Below are 21760 nucleotides of genomic sequence, written 5' to 3'. Positions count from 1 at the left end.
CTGTTCAGACTTCTGCGGTTTTATCGGAAAAGTCCTACTACAAGACTCTTCTTTACATCAAGTTCATTGCAGTTGTTAGTTGTTGTGCTGGACTGTTTTTACTCAAGGCCTTTCGTTTGAGCAGCTTATCCGTTACCCCTTCAGAATCCATCAGAAGTAACCCTTTGTCCTTGTATCTGGCGCGTTTGGCACCTTCCAGCCAACTCACCATGCGTTACGTTTTGCAGGACGCCGCCGACCGTCTCGGCTTTGAAGACATGAATGTCGAGGACATTCCGTGGCACGCCTTACAACCCGAAGATGTTGTGGCGTTAGTCGCGGCATTGCGTGCAGACAACTATGCCCCCAACACCTCTTCACTTTATGTAAATGCCATTCGCGGCGTGATGAACGAAGCCTGGCGCATGAGCCTGATCACTCAGGATCATCTTTTGAAAATGCGTTCGGTCAAGGGCATCGCCGGCACGCGACTGTCTCAGGGGCGCAATCTGAAGCGCACGCTGATTCACGAACTGATGGAAGTCTGCGCCGCCGACCCGCGCCCGCAGGGGCTGCGTGACGCTGCCGTGATTGCGCTGTTGTACGGCACCGGAATGCGTAAATCCGAGTCAGTGGACCTGGATTTGAACCAGGTGGATTTCACTGAACGCAGTCTGTGCGTCAACGCCAAGGGCAACAAGCAACTGATCAAGTACGCACCGGCCTGGGCGTTCGCCAAACTCAATACCTGGCTGGAATTTCGCCGTTCCGAGCTCAAGGAAGGTGAAAGCGACGATGCGTTTCTGTTCAACCGCATCCGCCGTGGCAGCCACATCACCCGCGAGCGCATCACCAAACATGCGATCTATTACATCGCCCGCCAGCGCGGCACGCAGGTCGGGGTAAAGATCATGCCCCACGATTTCCGCCGTTCATTCATCACCCGGGTGATCGAGGAGCACGACTTGTCGATTGCCCAGAAACTGGCGCACCACAGCAATATCCAGACGACCGCCAACTACGACGTGCGCGACGACAACGAGCGGCGCCGCGCCGTGGATCGTTTCGATCTGTAGCTGAACGTCAGGACGCTTCGAAGACGTGGGCGGCCCCAAGTATCGACAGTTGCACGGCGCTGCCGGCCGGTGGCGCGTGCATGCCCGTGCTGCGAACCAGTAGCGAGCGGCCGGATTCTTCGTTAGTCGTGGCGCAAAGTTCGACCGTCAGGGTGCAGGTATTGCCGCCGAAGTCGCGTTCGGTGACGACGGCATTGCAGCCCTCCGAGTCGGCGGGAAGGTCGGACAGCTGAAGCTGTTCCGGGCGCAGCATGATCTGCGCCGGGCCGGAGAAACCGTTGCTGTTCACCGCGATCCGTCCCAGATCGCAATGAGCCCAGCCGGCCTCGATCCGCGCCGGCATGACCACCGCTTCGCCGAGAAAACGTGCGGTCTGCTCGTCGTCCGGATAGCGGTAGAGGTCCATCGGATGCCCCGATTGCACCAGTCGTCCGTCACGCATGACGGCCAATTGGTCGGCAAACGACAGCGCTTCGCTTTGGTCGTGGGTGACCAGAATCGTGGTCACACCGGCCTCTTCGAGCAGGCGGGCGACCATTTTGCGCATGGCGCCGCGCAGGCCGGTGTCGAGGGCGGAAAAGGGTTCATCCAACAGCATCAGGCGTGGTTGCTGGGCCAGTGCCCGGGCGAGTGACACCCGTTGCTGCTGACCACCGGACAATTCATGAGGCCAGCGCGCGGCCATGTTGGCGTTCAGGGCCACGCTGTCCATCAGCGCCTGAATGCGCTCGGTTCTGGCGCTGCCGGTCTCGCTGAGCCCGAAACCGATGTTGTCCGCCACGGTCATGTGCGGAAACAGCGCGCCATCCTGCGGTACATAGCCGATCTGCCGCTGGTAGGCGGGCACGGCGTGGGTGCTGTCGACCAGCGTCTGGCCGTTGAGCGTCAGGCTGCCGGCATCGGGAAATTCGAACCCGGCGATCATTCGCAGCAGCGTGGTCTTGCCGGAGCCTGACGGGCCGACGATCACGGTGCGGCTGCCCGTCGGGACGGACAGGTTGATGGTGTCCAGCGCCGTTTGCGCGCCGAAGGATTTGCTGAGATTGATGATGTCGAGAGCGTTCATCGGCCGGCACTGCGCCTGGATTGGTGATAGAGGATGGCCGTGAGCGGCAGCGAAAGCACCACCATCAGCAGCGCGTAAGGCGCTGCGGCGGCGTAGTCGATTTCGCTGGTCATGGCCCAGAAACCGGTGGCCAGGGTGCGCGTGCCATTGGGCGCGAGCAACAGGGTTGCGGTCAATTCATTGGTGATCGCCAGGAACACCAGCGCGGCACCCGCTGCCGCACCGGGCGCGGCCAGGCGCAGGGTGATCAGCCACAAGGCACGCAAGGGCGAGCGACCGAGGCTTTGCGCGATGTTTTCCAGCTCCACCGGCGCCTGGGCGAAACCGGCACGCAGGCTGACCAGCGCTCGCGGCAGGAACATCAGCAGGTACGCCAGCAGCACGGTGATGGTGGTCTGGTAGATCGGCCGGGCGAAGTGGATCGTCACGGTGACCAGTGCCAGTGCCACGACAATCCCCGGCAGAGAACTGGTGATGTAGTTACAGCCTTCAAGCAGACGCTGCAGTTTGCCGGGCGCGCGGATCGACAGCCAGGCAATCGGAATCGCGGCAAGGCTGGTCAACAACGCCCCGGCCACGCCGAACGACAGGGTCTGAAGCAGCGCCGGCAACAACTCTTCGCCTTGCCAGACCTCGGCGCCGCCCGCGATCAGCCACTTGCCCAGCGTCAGCATCGGGACACCGAGCGCCAGCAGGCAGGTCAGGACTTGCAGACACAGGCCCAGCGCGGCGGTGCCACGTTTGAGGCGCACGGTCCGCTGTTCGCGGGCGCTGCCGGAACCGACCCGGGCATAACGGGCCTGGCCTCGGGCGCTGGATTCAACGGTCAGCATCGCCAGACAGCACAGCGCCAGGACACTGGCGAGCATATTGGCGGCCGGACCGTTAAAGGTGGATTTGAACTGATCGAAAATGGCGGTGGTGAACGTATCGAAGCGGATCATCGCGTACAGGCCGTACTCGGCCAGCAGGTGCAGACCCACCAACAGCGCGCCGCCACAGATCGCCAGGCGCAATTGCGGCAAGACCACCCGGAAGAACACGGCCCACGGCTTGAGGCCGAGGGATTCGGCAACGTCTTCAATCGCCGGGTCGAGGCGACGTAATGTCGCCGCGATCGGCAGATAAAGGAACGGAAAATAGGCGATCACCGACACCAGCACGCCGGCCGGCAATCCATTGATCGACGGAATCAGGCTGACCCACGCGTAACTGTGCACGAACGCCGGCACCGCCAGCGGCGCGACCGCCAGTAGTGACCACAATCGCCGACCCGGCAGATTGGTGCGTTCGGTCAACCAGGCGAGGGTTGTGCCCAGCACAATGCAGATTGGCAGGGTGATCAATACCAGCAATACGGTGTTGATCAGAAGTTCGGCTACTCGAGGGCGGAAGATCAAGGCTTCGATGGTCGCCCAACCGGTGTACCACGACACGCCGATGACAAAACCGATCGGCAGTAACGACAGCAGTGACACACCGATCGCCAGCACGACCACCCAAGGGCTCCCGCGACCGTTGAGGGCGCGGGTCCTGCGTGAAAGGTTGGCGGGGGGCGCCGCAGCGATCCCCGCCGGTAATGTTTCAGGCATCAATTACAGCAGTCCTGCCTGGGTCATCAGTTCGACGGCTTTCTTGCTGTCGAGCTTCGATGCGTCGACTTTTGGCGCGTCCAGATCCTTCAACGGCACCAGTTTGGCGTTGGATGCTGCGTCCTTGCCCACGGCGTATTCAAAGGAGTTGCCGGTGCGCAGAACTTCCTGGCCCTGCTTGCCGGTGATGTACTGGAGGAATTTCTGAGCCTCGTCCTTGTGCTTGCTGGACGCCAGCACGCCACCGCCGGAAATGCTCACGAACGCGCCCGGGTCCTGATGCTTGAAGTAGTGCAGGGCGGTGTTCTTGCTGTTTTCGCCGGTCTTGGACTGATCGACGAAGTAGTAATAGTGATAGATCACACCGCTGTCGATCTGCCCGGCATTGACCGCTTTGAGCACGGAGCTGTTGCCACGGTAGGCGGTGAAGTTGGCTTTCATGCCCTTGAGCCATTCAAGGGTGGCGGCTTCGCCTTTCTGTTCCAGCACGGCGGCGACGATGGCCTGGAAGTCCGCGCCGGCAGGCGAGGCGGCCCAGCGGCCTTTCCAGGCAGGGGAGGCGAGGTCCGTCAGGGATTTTGGCAGGTCTTTTTCCGCCAGTTTCGCCGGGTTATAGACGAACACGGTAGAGCGAGCGGCGATGCCGACCCACTGGCCGTGCGCCGGACGATAGGCCGCGCCCACTTGTTCAAGCGTGGCCGGTGCTACCGGAGCGAACAGCTTGGCGTTGTCCACCAGCACCATGGCTGGGGAGTTTTCCGTCAGGAACACGTCTGCCGGAGAAGACGCACCTTCCTGCACGATCTGGTTGCCCATTTCCGTGTCGTCGCCGTTACGGATCGTGACCGGGATCCCGGTTTCTTCGGTGAAGCCGGCGACCCACGCCTTGGTCAGGGTTTCATGCTGGGCGTTGTAGACCACGATACCAACCGAGTCGGCGGCAAACACCTGGCCGGCAGCCAGCAGCGCCGTCGCCAGAGCAGCGTGCTTCAGAAAGGACGGAATGGATGAACTCATGACGGGGCAGCTCCTGTTTTTTAGACGTTATGGGCAACCGTTCGCGGGGAAATTTCAATGCGAATGATTTGCATATGTTGGCTGGCTGGCAATGTAGAGAGGCAAATGAGAAAAAAACGTCAAACAAACCGTTAATACATGTCATTGCCATTCAGGTTAGCAGTCACTTGGCGGGGACGCCGGGCGAACCCGGCGTTGTCTTTCAGGAGCCTTGGGGGAGGTAGGCGACGCTTTGATCTTCGCGTCCGTGGAACACTTGTTCGCCGCGGGTCGGGGTGGTGGTGATGACTTGATGGTCGCGACCGAGCTGCTCGAGTGGCACCGGATCGCCGGTGCGGTACTGGGCGACAAAGATGGTCCGTTGCGGATCCCAATGCCGGCCGCTGGTGCGCTCCAGCCACTCGAACATCGCGGCGGCATCGCCATCGCGAGGGAAATCCCGGGTTTCCGGCACGTAGTAGAACGGTGCACCGCCGGTCTGCAGGTACATCGGCACTTTGTTGTCCACCTCGACCATGACCATGTGCCACTGACTCAATGGCGCCTTTTGGCTGGCTTGCAGGCGCACGGTCTCGCCGAAACGGATCGCGCCGCCGCCGCTGTTGGTCCACGGGTAAAGCACGCCGAGAATACCGAGCAGCAGGACGGTAGCCACGCCGAAACCGATTTTCAGGCCACGCCCGCCGAACGGGCTTTCGGCATTGCGTGCAGCCATGCGCCGGGTGATCCACCAGGCCCCGAGCAGTTGCGCGAACGGTACCAGCGGCAGCACGTAGTAACTGCGCCGACTGCCGCTGGCCGTGAAGAACAGCATCAACAACCCCAGGCCCTGAATCAGCCAGCGGGTGTCCGGTTCGATGTGTTTCCAGTTCCGCGCGGCAACCCACAGGGCGATGATCCAGCACGGCGCCCAGGGCAGGGTATACACCGGCAGGTACAACAAATAGGTGTAGATCGGGCCGATGTTGTCGAACGGCTGGAAGAACCGCACGACGTTTTCCCTCAGCACCAATCCCAGGCCGCTTTCCCCGTAGTTCGGCGCGCCGTAGAGATGGGACAGCAGGAATGGCGTCATATAGAACGCCCCGGCCACCAGCAGCGCCCCGAGCAGGCGCAGGTTGAGATGGCGCTTCCAGCGGCCTTCATTCAATAGATGCGGCAACAGCACCAGCCCCGGCAGGATGAAGCCGATCAGGCCTTTGAACAGCGAAGTCAGGGCCAGCAAGCCGCAAAACACCACGTAGCGCGAAAACCGGGTGTCTTCCGGCCCGCGCCAGTACCACCAGACTGCCGCCAGCACACCGCACACCGTCAGGATGTCGGCCGTGGCGACCCGCGCCCAGAACACGAAATAGAACGTGGTCGCCAGCATCCACCCGGCGATCAGGCCGGTGCCTTTTCGAAACAGGCGCTCGCCCAGCAGGTACACCAGCCAGACGCTCAACCACGCGGACACCACCGAAGACAGGCGCAACGACCAGTGATCCAGGCCGCCGGTCAGCCAGGCCGTTGCGGTGATCAGCCAATACGACAACAACGGTTTGTCGTAGTAGGGATCGCCCTTGAGGTACGGGTCGAAGTAATCGCCGCTTTGCAGCATCTGCAACGCGATGTTGGCCCAGCGGGTTTCTGCGCCCCAGAGCTCGCGGCTGCCCAGGCCGAGCAGCAACATCAGGGCGCTGGCGGCCAGCAGGAGCAGCAGGGCGCCCCGTTCATTGTTGCGCAAGGTCATGGCTGGCTCTGCGCAAAGATGAAGATCTGCAGATTGCCGCGACGGTAGTGCTTGCCGTCCACCGGCAGCAATTCGACTTCCTGCTCTTCCTGGGTACTGTTGACGCGCAAGACCACACCGACCGCGCCTTTTTTCCGCGCATCGGTCATCCATTGGCCGACGTTTTCCATGGTGACTTTACGCGCCGCCATGGCCGGGTCTTCGAGGCCGTATTTGAGTTCACCTATCGTGTTGAACAGATCCACTTGCGGCCGCTTCAAACGCCACGACAGCGCCGAGGCTGCGCCCAGGTCGTTGCTCAGCAAGGATGAGGTTTCACCCAGTTCCTGTTGATGCTCGGCAATGAACTGGTCAGGCATCTTGCTGTTGACGATCTGTGCCGGCATGGCCGCAGGCAGCAGCGCCACCAGCAGACCGATGCCCAGCGCCGGCATCGCCCATAACGTCAGTGGTCGCAACACCTGCAAGGCGTTGGCGATGATCCAGCCCACCAGCACGATGTACACCAGCGACAGGCTGAACATCTCGGTGTTTTCGTAGATTTCTTTGGTCGCTTGCAGATAAAGCAGCGCCACCAGCGCAGCGCTGGCGATGACGGTATTGATCACGCCGTTCAGGCGCAGGACGCGGCCACTGTGCTGATCCAGCCAGTTGACCACGGTCTGCCCCATCAAGAGTGCGATTGGAAGCAGGCACGGCATGATGTAGGTCGGCAGTTTGCCGCTGCTCAGGCTGAAAAAGGCCAGCGGCAGCAGGAACCACAGCGCCAGGTAAGCGGTTTTCGCCTCACGCTTTTCACGCCAGGTGCGCAGGAGCGTCGAAGGCAGCAGCACGGCCCACGGCAGGGTGGAGGCAAACAGCAACGGCAGGTAGAACCACCACGGGCGAGCATGTTGCGCGGCATCGCCGGCGGCAAAGCGACGGATGTGTTCGTGCCAGAAGAAGAACCGCCAGAAGTCAGGTTCCCGGTAATGAACAGCCAACACCCACGGCAGGCTGATCAGCACGCAAACCACCACGGCGACCAGTCCGTAGCGCACCAGTTCGCCGAAGCGACGTTGCCAGATCATGTAGGGCAGGGCGATCAGTACCGGCAGCAGCAAGGCCAGAAAGCCCTTGGTCATCAGGCCCATGCCGCACGCCACACCCAGCAGCGCCCAGCCACCCAGGCGAGCGCGGGGCGTGCGGCTGTCGATGGCAAACCACACGGCAACCATGCTCAGGTTGACCCACAAGGTGAACTGCGGATCGAGGTTGGCATAACCGGCCTGACCGGCAATCAGCCCGAAACTCATATAAAGCAGGGCGCTCGCGGCGCTGATGCGCGGGTTGTTCCAGAGCCGGCGGGCCATCAGGTAAGTCAGCCAGACGCTGGCACCGGTACTCAGCGCCGAAGCGATACGCACGCCGAACAGGTTGTCACCGAAGATCGCCTGACCGATCGCAATCATCCAGTAACCGGCGATCGGCTTCTCGAAATAACGGATGCCCATGAAGTGCGGGGCCACCCAGTTGCCGCTGAGCAGCATTTCCTGGCTGATCTGGCCATAGCGGGTTTCATCGGGGATCCACAGGCCGTGAGTCATCAACGGCAGCAGGTAAAACACCACGAAAGCCAGAATCAGGCCGGGGATGGCCAAGCGGTCGAAAGTCGTAGTTGGGGGAAAATGACGGGCAGCGTGTCGCAGCGGGTTGTTTTCAGACGTCATGACAGAGCCTTGGTACCGAACGAAGTTCTTGTGTCGATGACCTGCCCGGCGCGTTCCTGAGCGGGCGTGTCATCGTGTTGAATGAATGCAGGTGTCGGGCGTTTCCTGTATCCAGAGAACTGTCGTACCTCCAGGCCGAAGTTCTCGCGATAAAGCCAAGCTTAAAAAAAACAGTTGTCCAGTAAATCGGGGGCAGATACATGTCTCATTACAAATTAATGAAATCAGCGCTGGTTAGTTGAAAAAAAGTTTAGCCTTGCCGACCCGATCCAACTAAAGCATTAATGATTTTTGAGTTGGGACCAAGCGTCGGCATTCATGATGCCCAGCACTTTAAGTTGCCCCTTGTCATCGATGCGTACGAACAGGGTGCTGCCGTAATCGGCGGCGATTGCGTGGGGGAAACCGGTCTGTTTTTCAAAGTCGCTGATGCAGCCGCTGTGGGTGACCAGCACCAGATTGCGTTGCGCCACCTTGTGCGCCACCACGTCGTTGCGCAGTGAAGAACCACAGGACTCAAGCCAGATCTGGGCTGTGGCATCCTGCCCGAACATGGCACGCGCTGTTTGCACGGTACGCGTCAGCGGGCTGGTGAACACCTGAGCCTGTTGCATGCCCAGTGCCACGAAGCCTTTGCCCACCAGCGCTGCAGAGTCGTTGCCGGCCTTGGTGATGCCGTCGGCCGGGCCCAGGCAAAGATTGTCGGAACGGTCGCAACGTTCGGCATGACGCACCAGAGCAACGACTTCGCCGGCCTGCCAGGCCTTGGTCAAATCAGCCTTGGCCGCATGGCCGGCCTGGCCCAGATCGATGGGCGAGCGGGTCATCCAGACGAAGCCGCTGACCAGCGCAATGACCAGCAACGAACCGATGATGGTCAGCAGTCTTCCAAGTCGCAGCGTCCGGCGTTGTTTATATGTCGCTGTTAATTGCATCTGTCGCTCCACGGCATGCCCCTTGACGTCGCAGGCGAGATTGGCCGGCGATTTAACCAACTTTTATAGTTGTGAACTTGAATATTGGCTGAACATTACGTTTGTGCACGTTGGGGGGCAGTGAAGAACATGTGAAAAATTTGCGAGAGTTGAAAATGCGCAATTAACCGGGTGTTTGATAACCATACTCAAATACCCTTTTTTTACCGGCCTGGCTTAACAAATGTTTATGTTTGCGGTGAAGCTGCGCAGGTTCGGTCAATGTCGCGGCGCTCGCCTGTTTTTGACCGCGAAGTCTGAAATCAGCAGTGGAGTCATCGACCCGAATGGATCTCAAGCAAAGCCTGACGAAACGGATCGTCATCGTGTTCGCTTTGATGAGCGCCCTGGTCGCCGGGGTGTTTGCGCTGGGCATCGTTGCCGCCGTGCATGTGGTCGAACACAAACTGGCCACCAGCACCCTGAGTGGCGGTCTGCACCGTTTGCTGGCGATGGATGACATCAATCGGTGGAGTCATCAGCCGGAAAAGAGTGAATTGTTTTTCTTTGAAGGCGGGCCCGGGCCCATGGCACTGATTCCGTCACTGGCCGCGCTGTCACCCGGATTCCAGGAAATCATGTTCAACGGCGACGATTTTTTCGCGATGGTCGAGGTGGTCGGCGGGCGCAAATACGTGCTGCTGCGTGATCAGGAAAGCCTCGAACAACGTGAGCGGTTGCTGTTCATCGTGGTCACGGTCGGTTTTCTCCTGAGCATCCTGCTGGCGATCATGCTCGGTCGGCTGTTGGCGCGGCGGGTGATGGCGCCGGTCATTCGTCTGGCTCGCCAGGTTCGCCACCGCGATCAGCTGTTGGTGCTGGCGCCCCCATTGCACCCGGACTATGCGGCGGATGAAGTGGGGGAACTGGCGTTGTCGTTCGATCAGACACTGGGGCGTTTGCGCGAAACCCTGAGCCGCGAAAAACTGTTCACCAGCGATGTCAGCCATGAACTGCGCACGCCGTTGATGGTGCTGGGCGGCTCCTGCGAATTGTTGCTCGCCAATCCGTCGCTGGATCCCCGTTCGACCGCACAGGTCAATCGTATCGCCCGGGCCAGCCACGAGATGCGCCAACTGGTCGATACCTTCCTGATGCTGGCTCGCGCCGAGGATGATGCCGGCAATGATATTTGCGTCACCCTCAAGGAAGTTGCCGATGCTCAGTGCGAGATCTGGGGCCGACTGATTCGCGAAAAAGGGCTGGAGTTTTACTACGATGTGGATCAGCCCTGCATGGAACGTTTCAACCTGACGTTTCTGCAATCGGTGATGGGTAACCTGCTGCGCAATGCCTGGCATTACACCGATCGGGGTTTTGTCCGATTGACCGTGACGGCAAACGGTTTTGTCGTGGAAGACAGTGGCATCGGCATTCCGGAAGAACAGCGCCAGGCCGTATTTCAGCCCTTCGTGCGCGGTGACGAAGGTCGGGGAGAGGGGCTTGGATTGGGGTTGTCGCTGGTGCAGCGGATTTGCAAGCGGCAGCAATGGCAGGTGAACCTGAGTACGGGCGAGTCCAACGGTTGCCGCTTCAGCGTGAAGTTGAGCCCTGCCGCTCAGGACGCCGGCGGACAGCCCCGTCCATTGCCCGCCGCCTGAGTGATCTGCGCAGCCAGTCGCTTGACGTTGTTCTGTTGTGCAATCACCAGTTCATTGATGCTCGGCCCGGACGGCGTTTGCAGGACTGAACGGCAGGTGAGCAGCCCATTGTCGGATTCACCGGTTGCGCGCAGTCGCCATTTGGCGTCGATCAGCGCGTATTGCCCGGGAAGCGAATCGAAACGTTGCACGTCGATGCGCACCGAGACTTTGCGCGACCCGCCGGCGTTGCTCAGTTGATCCACCAGCGCACTGCGCAGTTCATCGGCCAGGCTGGCGCCCCACCATTCGGTTTCCAGAATCGCCAGGCCACTGTTGCCCTGGCGGATGACGATCTGCGGCCGGTCGACCTGCGGCGGCACGCTGATGCCTTCAATGGCGATGTCCGAGCCCGATCTGCCGGCCGCCGGTTGTGCCGGGGTCAGGGTATGAAAGCTGATCGGGTCGCTGCGACAGGCACCCAGCAGCAGGCACGCAGCGAGCACGGTGAACTTCAGCGGTAAAGCCATGGGACAGCTCCTGTGCTCAATTGCGCGGCGGTCCTTTGAGATCCAGCGGCGCGGCGTTGTCGGGGCGACCGCGAATCAGCGATTCCGGATGACGGCCCAGGTAATCCGACAGTTCACGCAACGAGCGCGACATGCGCCCGAGTTCGTCGAGGGTCTGGGTCAGTTGCTCGCGTTGCGGCGAGTCTTCGGCCAAGGTCGAGCTGGCCGATTGCAGGGTCTTGCTCACATCCGCCAGGGTGCTCTGAACACCGGGCAGGGTCTTGGCGTTGAATTGGGTCAGGCCTTTGCGCAGCTCCACCAGATTGCTGTCGAGATTGCCGGCGATGCGCTCCACCGGCAGCTTGTTGAGTTTGTCGACCATGGCCTCGAGTTTTTCCTGCAACTGTTCGAGGCTGCCGGGGACGGTCGGAACGCTGATCGGGCGAGCGGTGGGGTCAAACGCGACTTTTTCGGCTTTGGGGAAGAAGTCCAAAGCGATGTACAGCTGACCCGTGAGAAGGTTGCCGCTGCGGGCCTGGGCGCGCAGGCCGTTGTCGATGAAGGTGCCGATCAGACGCACGCCGGCGGCTTCGTCGTCCGGGTTGTGGTTGAGCACCTTGAGCATCTTTTCGTGGGCCCGTCCCAGACGTTGCGGGTAGATCACGATGCCGACGTTGAGCGGGAAGCTGCGTTTTTTCTCGTCGAAGTCGAGGTTGATGCTGACCACCCGGCCGATCTCCATACCGAGGAATTCCACCGGAGCATCGACCTTGAGACCGCGCAGCGCCTGATCGAAACGCAGGCTCAGGTACTGCGGCTTGCCGTTGGGCGGGGCGAGGGCGGTCATCTGGTCTTCGAACAGATCGAAGGACTTTTCATCCGCCGCGGCGACATCGTTGGGGCTGTAATCGGGTGCGCGGAAGGCAATGCCACCGACCAGCAAGGTCGACAACGATTCGGTTTTCACCGCAAAACCATTGGCACCGACATTGACGTCAATGCCGCTGGCGTTCCAGAACCGGGTGTTTTCCGTGACGTAGGCATCGTTCGGCGCGTGAATGAACACTTCGATATTCACCCCTTTGCCGTCGGGGTCCAGGGCATAGGCCACCACCTGGCCGACCGGGATCTTGCGGTAGTAGACCGGGGAGCCGATGTCCAGCGAACCCAGATCCGAAGCGTGCAGGTTGAAACGCCTGCCCGGTTCGCCATAGGTGATCGGGGGCGGGTTTTCCAGGCCTTTGAAGTACTTGGCGCGATCGTTCGATTGGCCGATATCGGCACCAATGTAATCGCCAGACAGCAGGGTATCGATGCCCGACACGCCACCCGCGCCGATACGCGGGCGTACCACCCAGAATTGCGAGTCTTCGCGGGTGAAAGTTTCGGCCTGTTTGGACAGCTTGATCGTGGCGTTGACGCTCTTCTGGTCGTCGCTCAGTTCGACATCCGAGACCTGGCCGACCACCACGTTGCGGTATTTGACTTCGGTCTTGTTGGCGGTCAGACCGCTGCCGGTCTTGAAGGTGACGACGATCGTCGGGCCTTCCTGCATCAGGTTGTGCACCACCAGCGAAATGCCCACCAGCACGGCGACAATCGGCACGATCCACACCAGCGAAATGCTGAAACGCCGGGTCTTGATCGGTGCCTGGCCGGGTGCTCGCGGTTGATCGGCGGCTGACGACTCCATCCATGACCTCCAGAGTGTGTTGGGCACTGAGCGTCAGGAACGCAAAAGCACTTCATCAATATAGAAGTGCTTTGCGATAGAGCAAATGTGCAGGTCGCTTCAAGCCGCGAGGTTCAGCCGAGCATTTCCCGCAGGCGATACCAGAACATGCCCAATGCCAACAACGGCGAGCGCAGCGCCGGGCCGCCGGGGAAGGTCATGTGCGGCACGCCGCTGAACACGTCCATGCCCTGGCTGTGGCCGGCGTGAATCGCTTCGCCCAGCAATTTGGCGCACCAGTGCGTGACGTTCAGGCCATGGCCGGAATAGCCCTGTGCGTAGAACACGTTCGGGTGCTGCTTGAGGCGCCCGACCTGCGGGAAGCGGTTGGCGGTGATGCCGATCTTGCCGCCCCATTGATAGTCGATGCGCACATCCGCCAGTTGCGGGAACACCTTGAGCATCTTCGGTCGCATGTACGCGGCAATATCCGCCGGATCCTTCCCGGAGTAATGGCAGGCACCGCCAAACAGCAGACGCCGATCCGCCGAAAGCCGGTAATAGTCGAGGCCGACCTTCTGGTCGCAGAGCGCCAGATTCTGCGGGATCAGTTCGGCGGCGCGTTCCCTGGACAAGGGTTCGGTGGCGATGATGTAGCTGCCGGCGGGCAGGACTTTACCGCTGAGTTGTTGCTCGAGTTCATCCAGGTGGGCGTTGCAACCGAGCACCAGGCTACCGGCGCGCACTGTGCCCGAGGCGCAGCGCACTTGTACCGTCGCACCGTGGCTGATTTCCAGCACCGGGCTTTGCTCGAAGATCCGCACCCCGAGCGAAGCTGCCAGCCGCGCTTCGCCCTGGACCAGATCGAGCGGGTGCAGATGGCCCGAACCCATGTCGATCAGGCCACCTTTGTAGACACCGGCGTTGACCACTTGCCGTCGAATGTCTTCGGGGCCGACCAGACGCGTTTCATGGGCATAACCCGAGACCGCAAGGCTTTCCTGTTCAGCCTTGAACGCCTCGAACTGCGCCGTGGTGTTGGCCAGCTCGCAGAAGCCCCAGCGCAGATCGCACTCGATGGCGTTGTCGCCGATGCGTCGGCGCACCAGTTCCACCGAGTCGACGCCGGCCTGTTGCAGATAGCGCACGCCTTCCGCGCCGACATGGCGGGCGAAGCCCTCGACTTCATGGCCGATGCCACGGATCAACTGGCCGCCGTTGCGCCCGCTGGCGCCCCAACCGATGCGCCGGCCTTCAAGCAGCACCACCGAGAGGCCGCGCTGGGCCAGCTCGATGGCGGTGTTGACGCCAGTGAAGCCGCCGCCGATCACGCAGACATCGGCGATCAGGTCGGCTTCAAGTGTTGGATAGGGTGTGCTCGCCCGAGCCGATGCGGCGTAGTAGGAGCGGGCGTGTTCCTGGGTGTACTGATTCATTTGTTCGACTTCACTTTGCTCCAGGAACGGGTCATCAGACGCATGATCGACTGGGGCGGGGTGGTGGAAATGTAGAGCTTGTCGAGCACCTCCTGAGGCGGATAAACCTCAGGATTGCTGACCAGTGCCACGTCCATGTATTGCTTGGCCGGCGGGTTCGGGTTGGCATACCCGACCGAGGCGCTGACCTTGGCGATCACTTGCGGATCGAGCAGGTAATTGATGAAGGCGTGGGCTTCCTTGGTGTTGCCGGCATCGGCGGGAATCGCCAGCAGGTCGAACCACAGGTTCGCGCCTTCCTTGGGAATCGCATAGGCGATGTTCACGCCGTTGTTTGCTTCCTTGGCGCGGTTGGCGGCCTGGAACACGTCGCCGGAGTAACCGAAGGCCACGCAGATGTCGCCGTTGGCCAGGTCCGACACGTACTTCGAGGAGTGGAAGTAAGTGATGTACGGGCGGATGCTCAACAGCTTGGCTTCGGCTTTCTTGAAGTCTTCCGGGTTTTCGCTGCGCGGGTCCATGCCCATGTAATTGAGGATCGCCGGGAACACTTCGTCGGCCGAGTCCATCATCGACACGCCGCACTGGGTGAGTTTTTTCAGGTTCTCCGGTTCGAACAGTACGGCCCAGGAATCGATGTGGTCGATACCCAGCACCTGTTTGACCTTGTCGACGTTGTAGCCGATGCCGTTGGTGCCCCACAGGTACGGCACCGAGTGCTCGTTGCCCGGATCGTTTTTCTCGAGCAGGGCCAGCAGTTTCGGATCGAGGTTTTTCCAGTTCGGCAGTTGCGAACGATCCAGCTTGAGGAACGCCCCGGCCTTCACCTGACGGGCCAGGAAGTGGTTGGACGGCACCACCACGTCGTAACCGGTGCGACCGGCGAGCAGTTTGCCTTCGAGGGTTTCGTTGGAATCGAAGACGTCGTAGATCACCTTGATGCCACTGCCGGCCTGGAAGTCGGCGAGGGTGGTCGGGCCGATGTAATCGGTCCAGTTGTAGACGCTGACCTGGGGTTGGGCTTGCGCACCTGCGCTGCACGCCAGGGCCAGAGCGGCGGGGATCAGGGATTTCAACAGACGCATATCGACACCTCTTCGAGTTGGATTTTTTATGCTCGTAAAGTCGGTAGGGATCGCTCCCGGACAGTGTCCGGGAGCGATCAGGTCGCAGGCTTAAACGCTCAACAACAGGAACTCACGCTCCCAGGAGCTGATCACGCGCTTGAAGTTTTCATGCTCGGCACGTTTCACCGCCACGTAGCCGCGCACGAACTTGCTGCCCAGATACTCGGCGACGGTGTCGCACTCTTCCATCTGGGTCAGGGCTTCTTCGATGGTGATCGGCAGGCGCAGGTTGCGGCGCTCATAGGCGCGGCCTTCGACGGCGGCACTTGGCTCGATGCCCTCGACCATGCCGATGTAACCGCACAGCAGGCTCGCGGCGATCGCCAGGTACGGGTTGGCGTCAGCGCCGGGCAGGCGGTTTTCCACGCGCATCGCTTCAGGGCCGGAGGTCGGAACCCGCAGGCCGACAGTGCGGTTTTCTTCGCCCCACTCGACGTTGACCGGTGCCGAGGTATCCGGCAGGAAGCGACGGAACGAGTTCACGTTGGGCGCAAACATCGGCAGCACTTTCGGGATGAATTTCTGCAGGCCGCCGATGTGATGGCGGAACAGATCGCTCATGGTGCCGTCGGCATTCGCAAAAATCGGCTTGCCGGTGGCGATTTCCACCACGCTCTGGTGCAGGTGCATGGCGCTGCCAGGCTCATCGCCAATCGGTTTGGCCATGAACGTCGCGGTGACGTTGTGCTTGAGCGCGGCTTCACGCAGGGTGCGCTTGAACACGGTGATCTGGTCGGCGAGGTCCAGTGCGTCGCCGTGACGGAAGTTGATTTCCATCTGTGCCGGGCCGTCTTCGTGGATCAGTGTGTCGAGATCCAGGCCTTGCAGTTCACACCAGTCGTAGACGTCTTCGAACAGCGGGTCGAATTCGTTGGCCGCATCGATCGAGAACGACTGACGACCGCTTTCAGCGCGACCGGAACGGCCCAGCGGTGCCTTCAATGGCAAGTCCGGGTCTTCGCAACGCTGGGTCAGGTAGAACTCCATTTCCGGCGCGACAATCGGCTTCCAGCCCTTGTCGGTGTACAGCTGCAAGACTTTCTTCAGCACGTTGCGCGGCGACAGTTCGATCGGGTTGCCGAACTTGTCGAAGGTGTCGTGGATCACGATGGCCGTCGGTTCGATGGCCCATGGCACCACGTACACCGCGTCGCTCACCGGTTTGCAGACCATGTCGATGTCGGCCGGGTCGAGCAGGTCGTAGTAGATGTCGTCGTCGACAAAATCCCCGGTTACCGTTTGCAGCAGCACACTTTCCGGCAGGCGCATGCCTCGCTCATGCAGGAACTTGTTGGTCGGTGCAATTTTGCCGCGGGCGATGCCGGTCAGGTCGCTGACCACGCATTCCACTTCGGTAATCTTGTGATCTTTCAGCCACGTGAACAGCTGATCGAAAGGGGCATTCATAAAGACCTCGTCGTTGGTTTTATTGACGCGGGGGAAGTGCGATTTCATCTTTCGCAGGCTTCCCCTGTGGCGCGTTGACGACTATCTTGGGCGGGCCTTGCCGTTCCATCTATCCACTTTAAGCAGCACCAAAGCGCACCAAAAGAGTGCGCAAGGTCTCCCATGACAACGTGTAATCCGCTACAGGTTCAAGCTTTCAACACCGCCGATGTCGCCGAACAGGTTCGCGCCACACCGGGCTGGGTCCAGCATTACCAACAGATGTCGCCGGGGCATTTCGCCGGGCGAATCCGCTATCTGGACTTGCAAGGTGTAGAGGTCTACGAAGAACAGATGAACACCCGGGTCGAGCAGAATTTCAGTGCGCCCTCGGGGGCTCTGGCGTTCTGTTTCGATCGCAGTGACAACGCGCTATACCTGCTGAACGAAGAGAGCCGCAACATCTGGATCACCCCGGAGAACTACCAGGAAATCGCCGTGGTTTTCGGCCCCGAGTTCGTGCGCCGCAACGGCCTGGACGTGGCCCGGCTGGAAGGATTGTTCATGGCGCCGCTCAACGGCGCGCAGAACGCGCTGTTCAGTCGCTGGTTAAGCTCGACCCTCACGAAGTTGTCGCAAACCCTTGATCAGCCAAGCAAAGAAGCACTGACCCAACAGTTGCTGGAGGACTGTCTGTTCATCCTCGACAACGCTTGCGTGTGCCTCGACAGCGGCGGTCTGCAGCGCCGCGCGGAAGAGCGCACGACCATGAAACGGGTGGGGGAATGGGCGGCGGATTCGCCGGAGGAAACCCTCAATCTGCTGGAATTGTCCCAAGTGGCCGGGGTATCGCTGCGGCAATTGCAGCAGACCTTCAAGGCCTACACGGGGATGTCACCGACGCAATGGCTGCGTCTGCGCCGGCTCAACGGGGCGCGCCGGGAATTGCTCAGAGGCGCCGCTTCAGGCACCACGGTGGCCGAAGTGGCGATGAACTGGTCGTTCTGGCACCTTGGACGGTTTTCCAACAGTTATCGGGTGCTGTTCGATGAGTTGCCGAGTGAGACATTGAAGCGATCGTGCCGCTAACGGACGGGATACATTCTTTCAAGCGCCGTTCCTGAGCAACTGACCGAGCGCCTCCAACTCACCTTTCTCCACATCGGAAACCAGCACGAAACGCATGTGACCGGCCTGCCAGGAAATCACGTTGAAGCCGCGAATCGTCTGGCTCTGCGACGGTTTGTCGGCGTCCGTTGTCGGCAGGATAAACACATTGATGATGTGCTTGGCGCGGCCGTAACTCAGGGCAGCGGTGGTCTGGTGTTGCAGGTAATCGAGCCGTCCGCCGAGCAGTGGAAAGCCTTGCGCCGAGTAGTCGACGACCGGCGGCGAGAAGTCGAGTTTGCCGGTGAACCAGGGTTTTACGGTGTGCCGGTCGGACGACACCACATCGTTCAGGTGCTGGCCCATCAACGAGCGCACATGGCTGGAGACGGCCTCGTCCATCAACGGTTGTTCGCTGCCCGGTGTTACCACATAAAGCACCATCGCCAAGGCCAGGGCCGCTGCGGAAAATGCCGGGGCGAACCATTTTCGCCAGCGTTCGAACGGGCTCGGCGATGCCGGAGCGACTGCGGCAAACACACTAGCCGCCAGTGATGCCGGCGCGGAGTAATACGGCGCATGGCGCTTCACACTGGCCTTCAGCCTTTTGGCCTCATCATGCAGCCGCGCGCAGTCGGCGCACGTGGCCAGGTGCGCAGCGACATCCGCAGCCATCGCCGGATCCAGTTCCTGATCCAGGTAGCCATGCAGTTGTTTCTGGCAAACCGTGCAGTGGAGTTCATTCATGATCGTGCAACTTCAGTAGTTCCAGCTTGAGCATGGCACGCGCCCGGGCCAGTCTCGACATGACGGTGCCGATGGGAATATCGACCACCAAGGCGATGTCCTTGTAGGGCATGTCTTCGAGTTCCTTGAGCACAATGACCTCGCGAAACGCTGGCGGCAAGGCGCTCAGTGCCTGCTGGAGCAACGCCGAGTTTTCCGTGTGAATGGCCAGCAGTTCCGGGCTCTGGCTGTGGCTCAGTGCGCCGTCGCTCTCGCCCGTTTCGTCATCGATAGCGACCCAGTGGCGTCCGGCCGAGGCTTTGAGCCAGGTGTAACTTTCGTTGCGCACGATGGTCAGGAACCAGGCCTTGGCGTTGCCATCGGCAAAACGCTGCAAAAACCTGAAGGCGCGCAGGGCGCTTTCCTGCACGACGTCCCGTGCAGCGCTGTCGTTGCCTGTGATCCAGCGCGCGAGGTTGTAAGCCGCGTCCAGGTGCGGCGCAATCAGTTCCTCAAATCGATTCATAGTGGTTTCCGCACCGTCACACCCCTATAACCGTGATGCGTCGTGTTTTATTCCCTGAAAAGAATTTGTTTTGCAGCGTGGAATAAACGTTCGCCCCGCGTGGTTCTACCTGGTGTCAGCTACATCACTGTAGTCCGCCAGCGAGGACATCCCCATGGACAATCAAGCAAAACATCCACTGCGCACCGACGGCCTGCTGCACAACCCTGACCGGCGAACGCTGCTCAAATGCTCGGCGTGGGCCGGGGCCGGGGTCCTCTGGGCATTGAGCGGCGGCATTCCCAGAGCGTTTGCGATGGATGAGGCGGGTAACGTCACCGACCCCAAGGCGTTGGCCAGCACCTTTCATTTCGTGCAGATCAGCGATTCGCACATCGGCTTCAACAAGGAAGCCAATCCGGAGCCGGTGAAAACGCTGCAAGTGGCGATCGACAAGGTCATTGCACTGCCGAAACGGCCGTCGCTGATCCTGCACACCGGCGACATCACGCACCTGTCCAAGGCCGAGGAGTTCGATACGGCGGCGCAGGTGCTCAAAGGCCTGCCGTCTACCGTGCATTACATCCCCGGTGAACACGACACCCTCGACGAGGGCGGCGGCAAGCTCTATCTGGAACGTTACGGCAAGGGCACCAAAGGCAACGGCTGGTACAGCTTCGATGACCATGGCGTGCATTTCATCGCGCTGGTCAATGTCTTCAACTTTCAGGCCGGCCATGAAGCCGCCCTCGGCGCCGATCAACTGGCCTGGCTGGCTGATGATCTGCGCGCGGTTTCGACCAGTACGCCCGTCGTCGTGTTCACCCACATTCCGCTGTGGACGATCTATCAGCCATGGGGCTGGGGCACCGAGGATGGCGATCAGGCGATTGCGATGTTGCGCAAATACGGCTCGGTGACGGTGTTGAACGGTCACATCCATCAGGTCATCCAGAAGGTCGAAGGCAACATCACCTTCCACACCGCCCGTGGCACGGCGTATCCACAACCGGCACCGGGCGCGGCGCCGTCTCCGGGGCCGATGACCGTGGCAGCCGATCAGTTGCGCAACTATCTGGGGATCACCGATGTGCGCGCGACACAAGGCGATCATCCGCTGGCGCTGATCGATTCGACACTGGTCTAGGGGAGGGCAGCCAGATGAAAACGCGATTTTTGGCGGTGGTGTGCCTGATGCTGTCGATGCCGGCGTGGGCGCAGGAGGTGAAGGTCGACATCAAGGAGTTCATGTTCGGCCCCAAGGACCTGACCGTGGCCGTGGGCACCAAGGTGACGTGGGTGAATGACGATCAGATCCCGCATACGGTGGCAGAGACCCACAAGGTGTTTCGCTCGGGGGCGCTGGACACCAATGACAGTTTTTCCTGGGTGTTCAACACGCCGGGCGAGTTCGAGTATTTCTGCGTGCTGCATCCGCAGATGATCGGGAAGATAGTGGTGACTCAGTAAACAGAGGGCGCGGCTTCAATGAGGCCGCGCCCTTTTTTCTGTTTTCAGAGCTGCACCCGACGCAGCCTGCCGCTCAACGCAACCACCTTGTTATCCGGCGTGGGCAGCGGGCGCCCCGTCAAACCCATGCCTTCGCTCACCAGCACCGCATCCTGCACCAGGCACAGGTTGGACGGGGTATCCAGGTCCCGGGCGAGCACGGTCACTTCGCTCGTTTGCAGGTTGCAGCTCAACAGTCGCCCGCTGAATCGAGTGAAGCCGCCATGCAGGGTTTCGCCATTCCAGTCAGGCGGCAAAGGTTGTTGAAGACGACTGCAAAGCTCCAGCACCAAGACGTTTCCTTGCGGACACAGTGCCAGTCCGGTAGGCAGTTGCAGGCCGCGAATCAGCACTTCGATCCGGCCGGTGTCGGGCCAGACCCGGATCACCTGGCCGGCCTGATCATCAAAGTCGATGCCTTTGCGGCTCGGATCGCTTTGCAGCTCTCCGGAGAACAGGCTGATCAGCACGGCGTCCGTCGCCGGTTCGTGCACCAGCGTGACGGGGACGGCTTCCTGGCCCATGTCCAGATCGGGCAACTGAACCAGCACCTGTTCATCCTCACCGGTGCTGAACTCCACCAACTGATTGGTATCGGGTTTGACGGCCAGCCAACTGCGGCGAGTCGGGTGATAACACAGCGCATTCAGATTGCCCCGGCTGTGAAACACCGGCTCGGGCGGGGTGTATTGCAGGTCCAGCAGTTTCGAGCCCTCGACATAGTCGGTCTGGCTGACCAGGCAGCGCCCGTCACCGCAGGCGATGTCCGACAGCCCCATGATTTCATCGCGCAGCATGCGGGCCTGCATGTTCATGGCGCGGAAACCTTGCGCCAGTGTTTCGCGGGCGAGCCAGGCGCCCATTTTGAGTGGATCAGGTCGCAGTCGGCTGATGCGGCCGCTGAATGTCTGGTCCGGCAGGCCTGAACCGGCTTCGATCAGCAGCAGGCTGCCATCGGCTTGCACGCAGGCGCCGCGTGGGTTCAGCAGACCCTCGGCAATGATCGTGCTGGGGCGCAGGGTCTCGCGGGGGCGCGCAGGAATATGAACAGTCATAGG

The 21760-nt window shown here is 60.8% G+C and carries 19 protein-coding genes; 5 read left to right on the top strand and 14 right to left on the bottom strand.

What is annotated here, in order from left to right:
* Nucleotides 1-116: 116 nt before the first annotated feature.
* The gene (locus tag IF199_RS15900) at nt 117-1055 is read left to right on the top strand and encodes a site-specific integrase (protein WP_341807538.1); all 939 of its coding nucleotides are present in this window, start codon (nt 117-119) and stop codon (nt 1053-1055) included.
* Between the two features lie 7 nt (nt 1056-1062).
* Here the strand turns inward: IF199_RS15900 and IF199_RS15895 are convergent, their stop codons facing one another.
* The 6 genes from IF199_RS15895 to pmrG form a co-directional block, all read right to left on the bottom strand.
* On the bottom strand, nt 1063-2121 hold the full coding sequence (locus IF199_RS15895) for an ABC transporter ATP-binding protein (protein WP_192558057.1): 1059 nt from the start codon (nt 2119-2121) through the stop codon (nt 1063-1065).
* Nucleotides 2118-3713 (bottom strand): ABC transporter permease, encoded by a 1596-nt coding sequence (locus IF199_RS15890; RefSeq protein ID WP_096821607.1) that lies wholly within the window; start codon nt 3711-3713, stop codon nt 2118-2120. Before IF199_RS15890 ends, IF199_RS15895 begins: the two co-directional genes overlap by 4 nt.
* A gap of 3 nt (nt 3714-3716) precedes the next feature.
* Nucleotides 3717-4730: an iron ABC transporter substrate-binding protein gene (locus IF199_RS15885; RefSeq protein ID WP_096821454.1), complete on the bottom strand. Its 1014-nt coding sequence runs from the start codon at nt 4728-4730 to the stop codon at nt 3717-3719.
* 202 nt (nt 4731-4932) lie between these two features.
* Complete coding sequence (locus tag IF199_RS15880) at nt 4933-6462, bottom strand: ArnT family glycosyltransferase (RefSeq protein ID WP_102620026.1); 1530 nt, start codon at nt 6460-6462, stop codon at nt 4933-4935.
* Complete coding sequence (gene arnT / locus IF199_RS15875) at nt 6459-8171, bottom strand: lipid IV(A) 4-amino-4-deoxy-L-arabinosyltransferase (protein ID WP_192558056.1); 1713 nt, start codon at nt 8169-8171, stop codon at nt 6459-6461. The genes IF199_RS15880 and arnT overlap by 4 nt, the downstream gene beginning before the upstream one ends.
* A gap of 281 nt (nt 8172-8452) precedes the next feature.
* Nucleotides 8453-9106, bottom strand: coding sequence for a lipopolysaccharide core heptose(II)-phosphate phosphatase PmrG (pmrG, locus tag IF199_RS15870; protein WP_096821451.1), 654 nt, complete (start codon nt 9104-9106; stop codon nt 8453-8455).
* A 326-nt stretch (nt 9107-9432) separates the two neighbouring features.
* On the opposite strand from pmrG, the gene IF199_RS15865 reads away from it, so the two are divergent.
* Nucleotides 9433-10746 (top strand): sensor histidine kinase, encoded by a 1314-nt coding sequence (locus tag IF199_RS15865; RefSeq protein ID WP_192558055.1) that lies wholly within the window; start codon nt 9433-9435, stop codon nt 10744-10746.
* On the opposite strand, the gene IF199_RS15860 is transcribed toward IF199_RS15865, so the two are convergent.
* The 5 genes from IF199_RS15860 to IF199_RS15840 form a co-directional block, all read right to left on the bottom strand.
* Nucleotides 10704-11255 carry a PqiC family protein gene (locus IF199_RS15860; protein ID WP_192558054.1) on the bottom strand — a complete coding sequence of 184 codons (552 nt, stop codon included), beginning with the start codon at nt 11253-11255 and terminating at the stop codon, nt 10704-10706. The two genes, IF199_RS15865 and IF199_RS15860, sit on opposite strands and share 43 nt — an antisense overlap.
* A gap of 16 nt (nt 11256-11271) precedes the next feature.
* On the bottom strand, nt 11272-12927 hold the full coding sequence (locus IF199_RS15855; protein WP_096821448.1) for a PqiB family protein: 1656 nt from the start codon (nt 12925-12927) through the stop codon (nt 11272-11274).
* Nucleotides 12928-13040: 113 nt separating this feature from the next.
* On the bottom strand, nt 13041-14342 hold the full coding sequence (locus IF199_RS15850) for an NAD(P)/FAD-dependent oxidoreductase (protein WP_192558053.1): 1302 nt from the start codon (nt 14340-14342) through the stop codon (nt 13041-13043).
* On the bottom strand, nt 14339-15427 hold the full coding sequence (locus IF199_RS15845; protein WP_192558052.1) for a polyamine ABC transporter substrate-binding protein: 1089 nt from the start codon (nt 15425-15427) through the stop codon (nt 14339-14341). Before IF199_RS15845 ends, IF199_RS15850 begins: the two co-directional genes overlap by 4 nt.
* Before the next feature lie 90 nt (nt 15428-15517).
* Complete coding sequence (locus IF199_RS15840; RefSeq protein WP_096821445.1) at nt 15518-16876, bottom strand: glutamine synthetase family protein; 1359 nt, start codon at nt 16874-16876, stop codon at nt 15518-15520.
* Nucleotides 16877-17038: 162 nt separating this feature from the next.
* On the opposite strand from IF199_RS15840, the gene IF199_RS15835 reads away from it, so the two are divergent.
* The gene (locus IF199_RS15835; protein ID WP_192558051.1) at nt 17039-17944 is read left to right on the top strand and encodes a helix-turn-helix domain-containing protein; all 906 of its coding nucleotides are present in this window, start codon (nt 17039-17041) and stop codon (nt 17942-17944) included.
* An 18-nt stretch (nt 17945-17962) separates the two neighbouring features.
* Here the strand turns inward: IF199_RS15835 and IF199_RS15830 are convergent, their stop codons facing one another.
* Together IF199_RS15830 and IF199_RS15825 are read right to left on the bottom strand one after the other, a co-directional pair.
* Nucleotides 17963-18709 (bottom strand): anti-sigma factor family protein, encoded by a 747-nt coding sequence (locus IF199_RS15830; RefSeq protein ID WP_192558050.1) that lies wholly within the window; start codon nt 18707-18709, stop codon nt 17963-17965.
* Nucleotides 18702-19214 (bottom strand): sigma-70 family RNA polymerase sigma factor, encoded by a 513-nt coding sequence (locus tag IF199_RS15825; RefSeq protein WP_192558049.1) that lies wholly within the window; start codon nt 19212-19214, stop codon nt 18702-18704. The genes IF199_RS15830 and IF199_RS15825 overlap by 8 nt, the downstream gene beginning before the upstream one ends.
* A gap of 154 nt (nt 19215-19368) precedes the next feature.
* Here IF199_RS15825 and IF199_RS15820 point away from each other — a divergent pair, with 154 nt between their 5' ends.
* The gene (locus tag IF199_RS15820) at nt 19369-20340 is read left to right on the top strand and encodes a metallophosphoesterase family protein (protein WP_192558048.1); all 972 of its coding nucleotides are present in this window, start codon (nt 19369-19371) and stop codon (nt 20338-20340) included.
* 14 nt (nt 20341-20354) lie between these two features.
* A complete protein-coding gene (locus tag IF199_RS15815) occupies nt 20355-20663 on the top strand; it encodes a cupredoxin domain-containing protein (RefSeq protein ID WP_102620014.1) in 309 nt (102 codons plus the stop codon).
* 44 nt (nt 20664-20707) lie between these two features.
* Here the strand turns inward: IF199_RS15815 and IF199_RS15810 are convergent, their stop codons facing one another.
* Complete coding sequence (locus IF199_RS15810; protein WP_192558047.1) at nt 20708-21757, bottom strand: hypothetical protein; 1050 nt, start codon at nt 21755-21757, stop codon at nt 20708-20710.
* Between the last annotated feature and the right edge of the window lie 3 nt (nt 21758-21760).

Origin of the sequence: Pseudomonas allokribbensis, assembly GCF_014863605.1 — a bacterium.
GTDB classification, from domain to species: domain Bacteria; phylum Pseudomonadota; class Gammaproteobacteria; order Pseudomonadales; family Pseudomonadaceae; genus Aquipseudomonas; species Aquipseudomonas allokribbensis.
The sequence above is the reverse complement of the archived record's forward strand: the minus strand, read 5'-3'. Positions and strand labels throughout refer to the sequence as shown.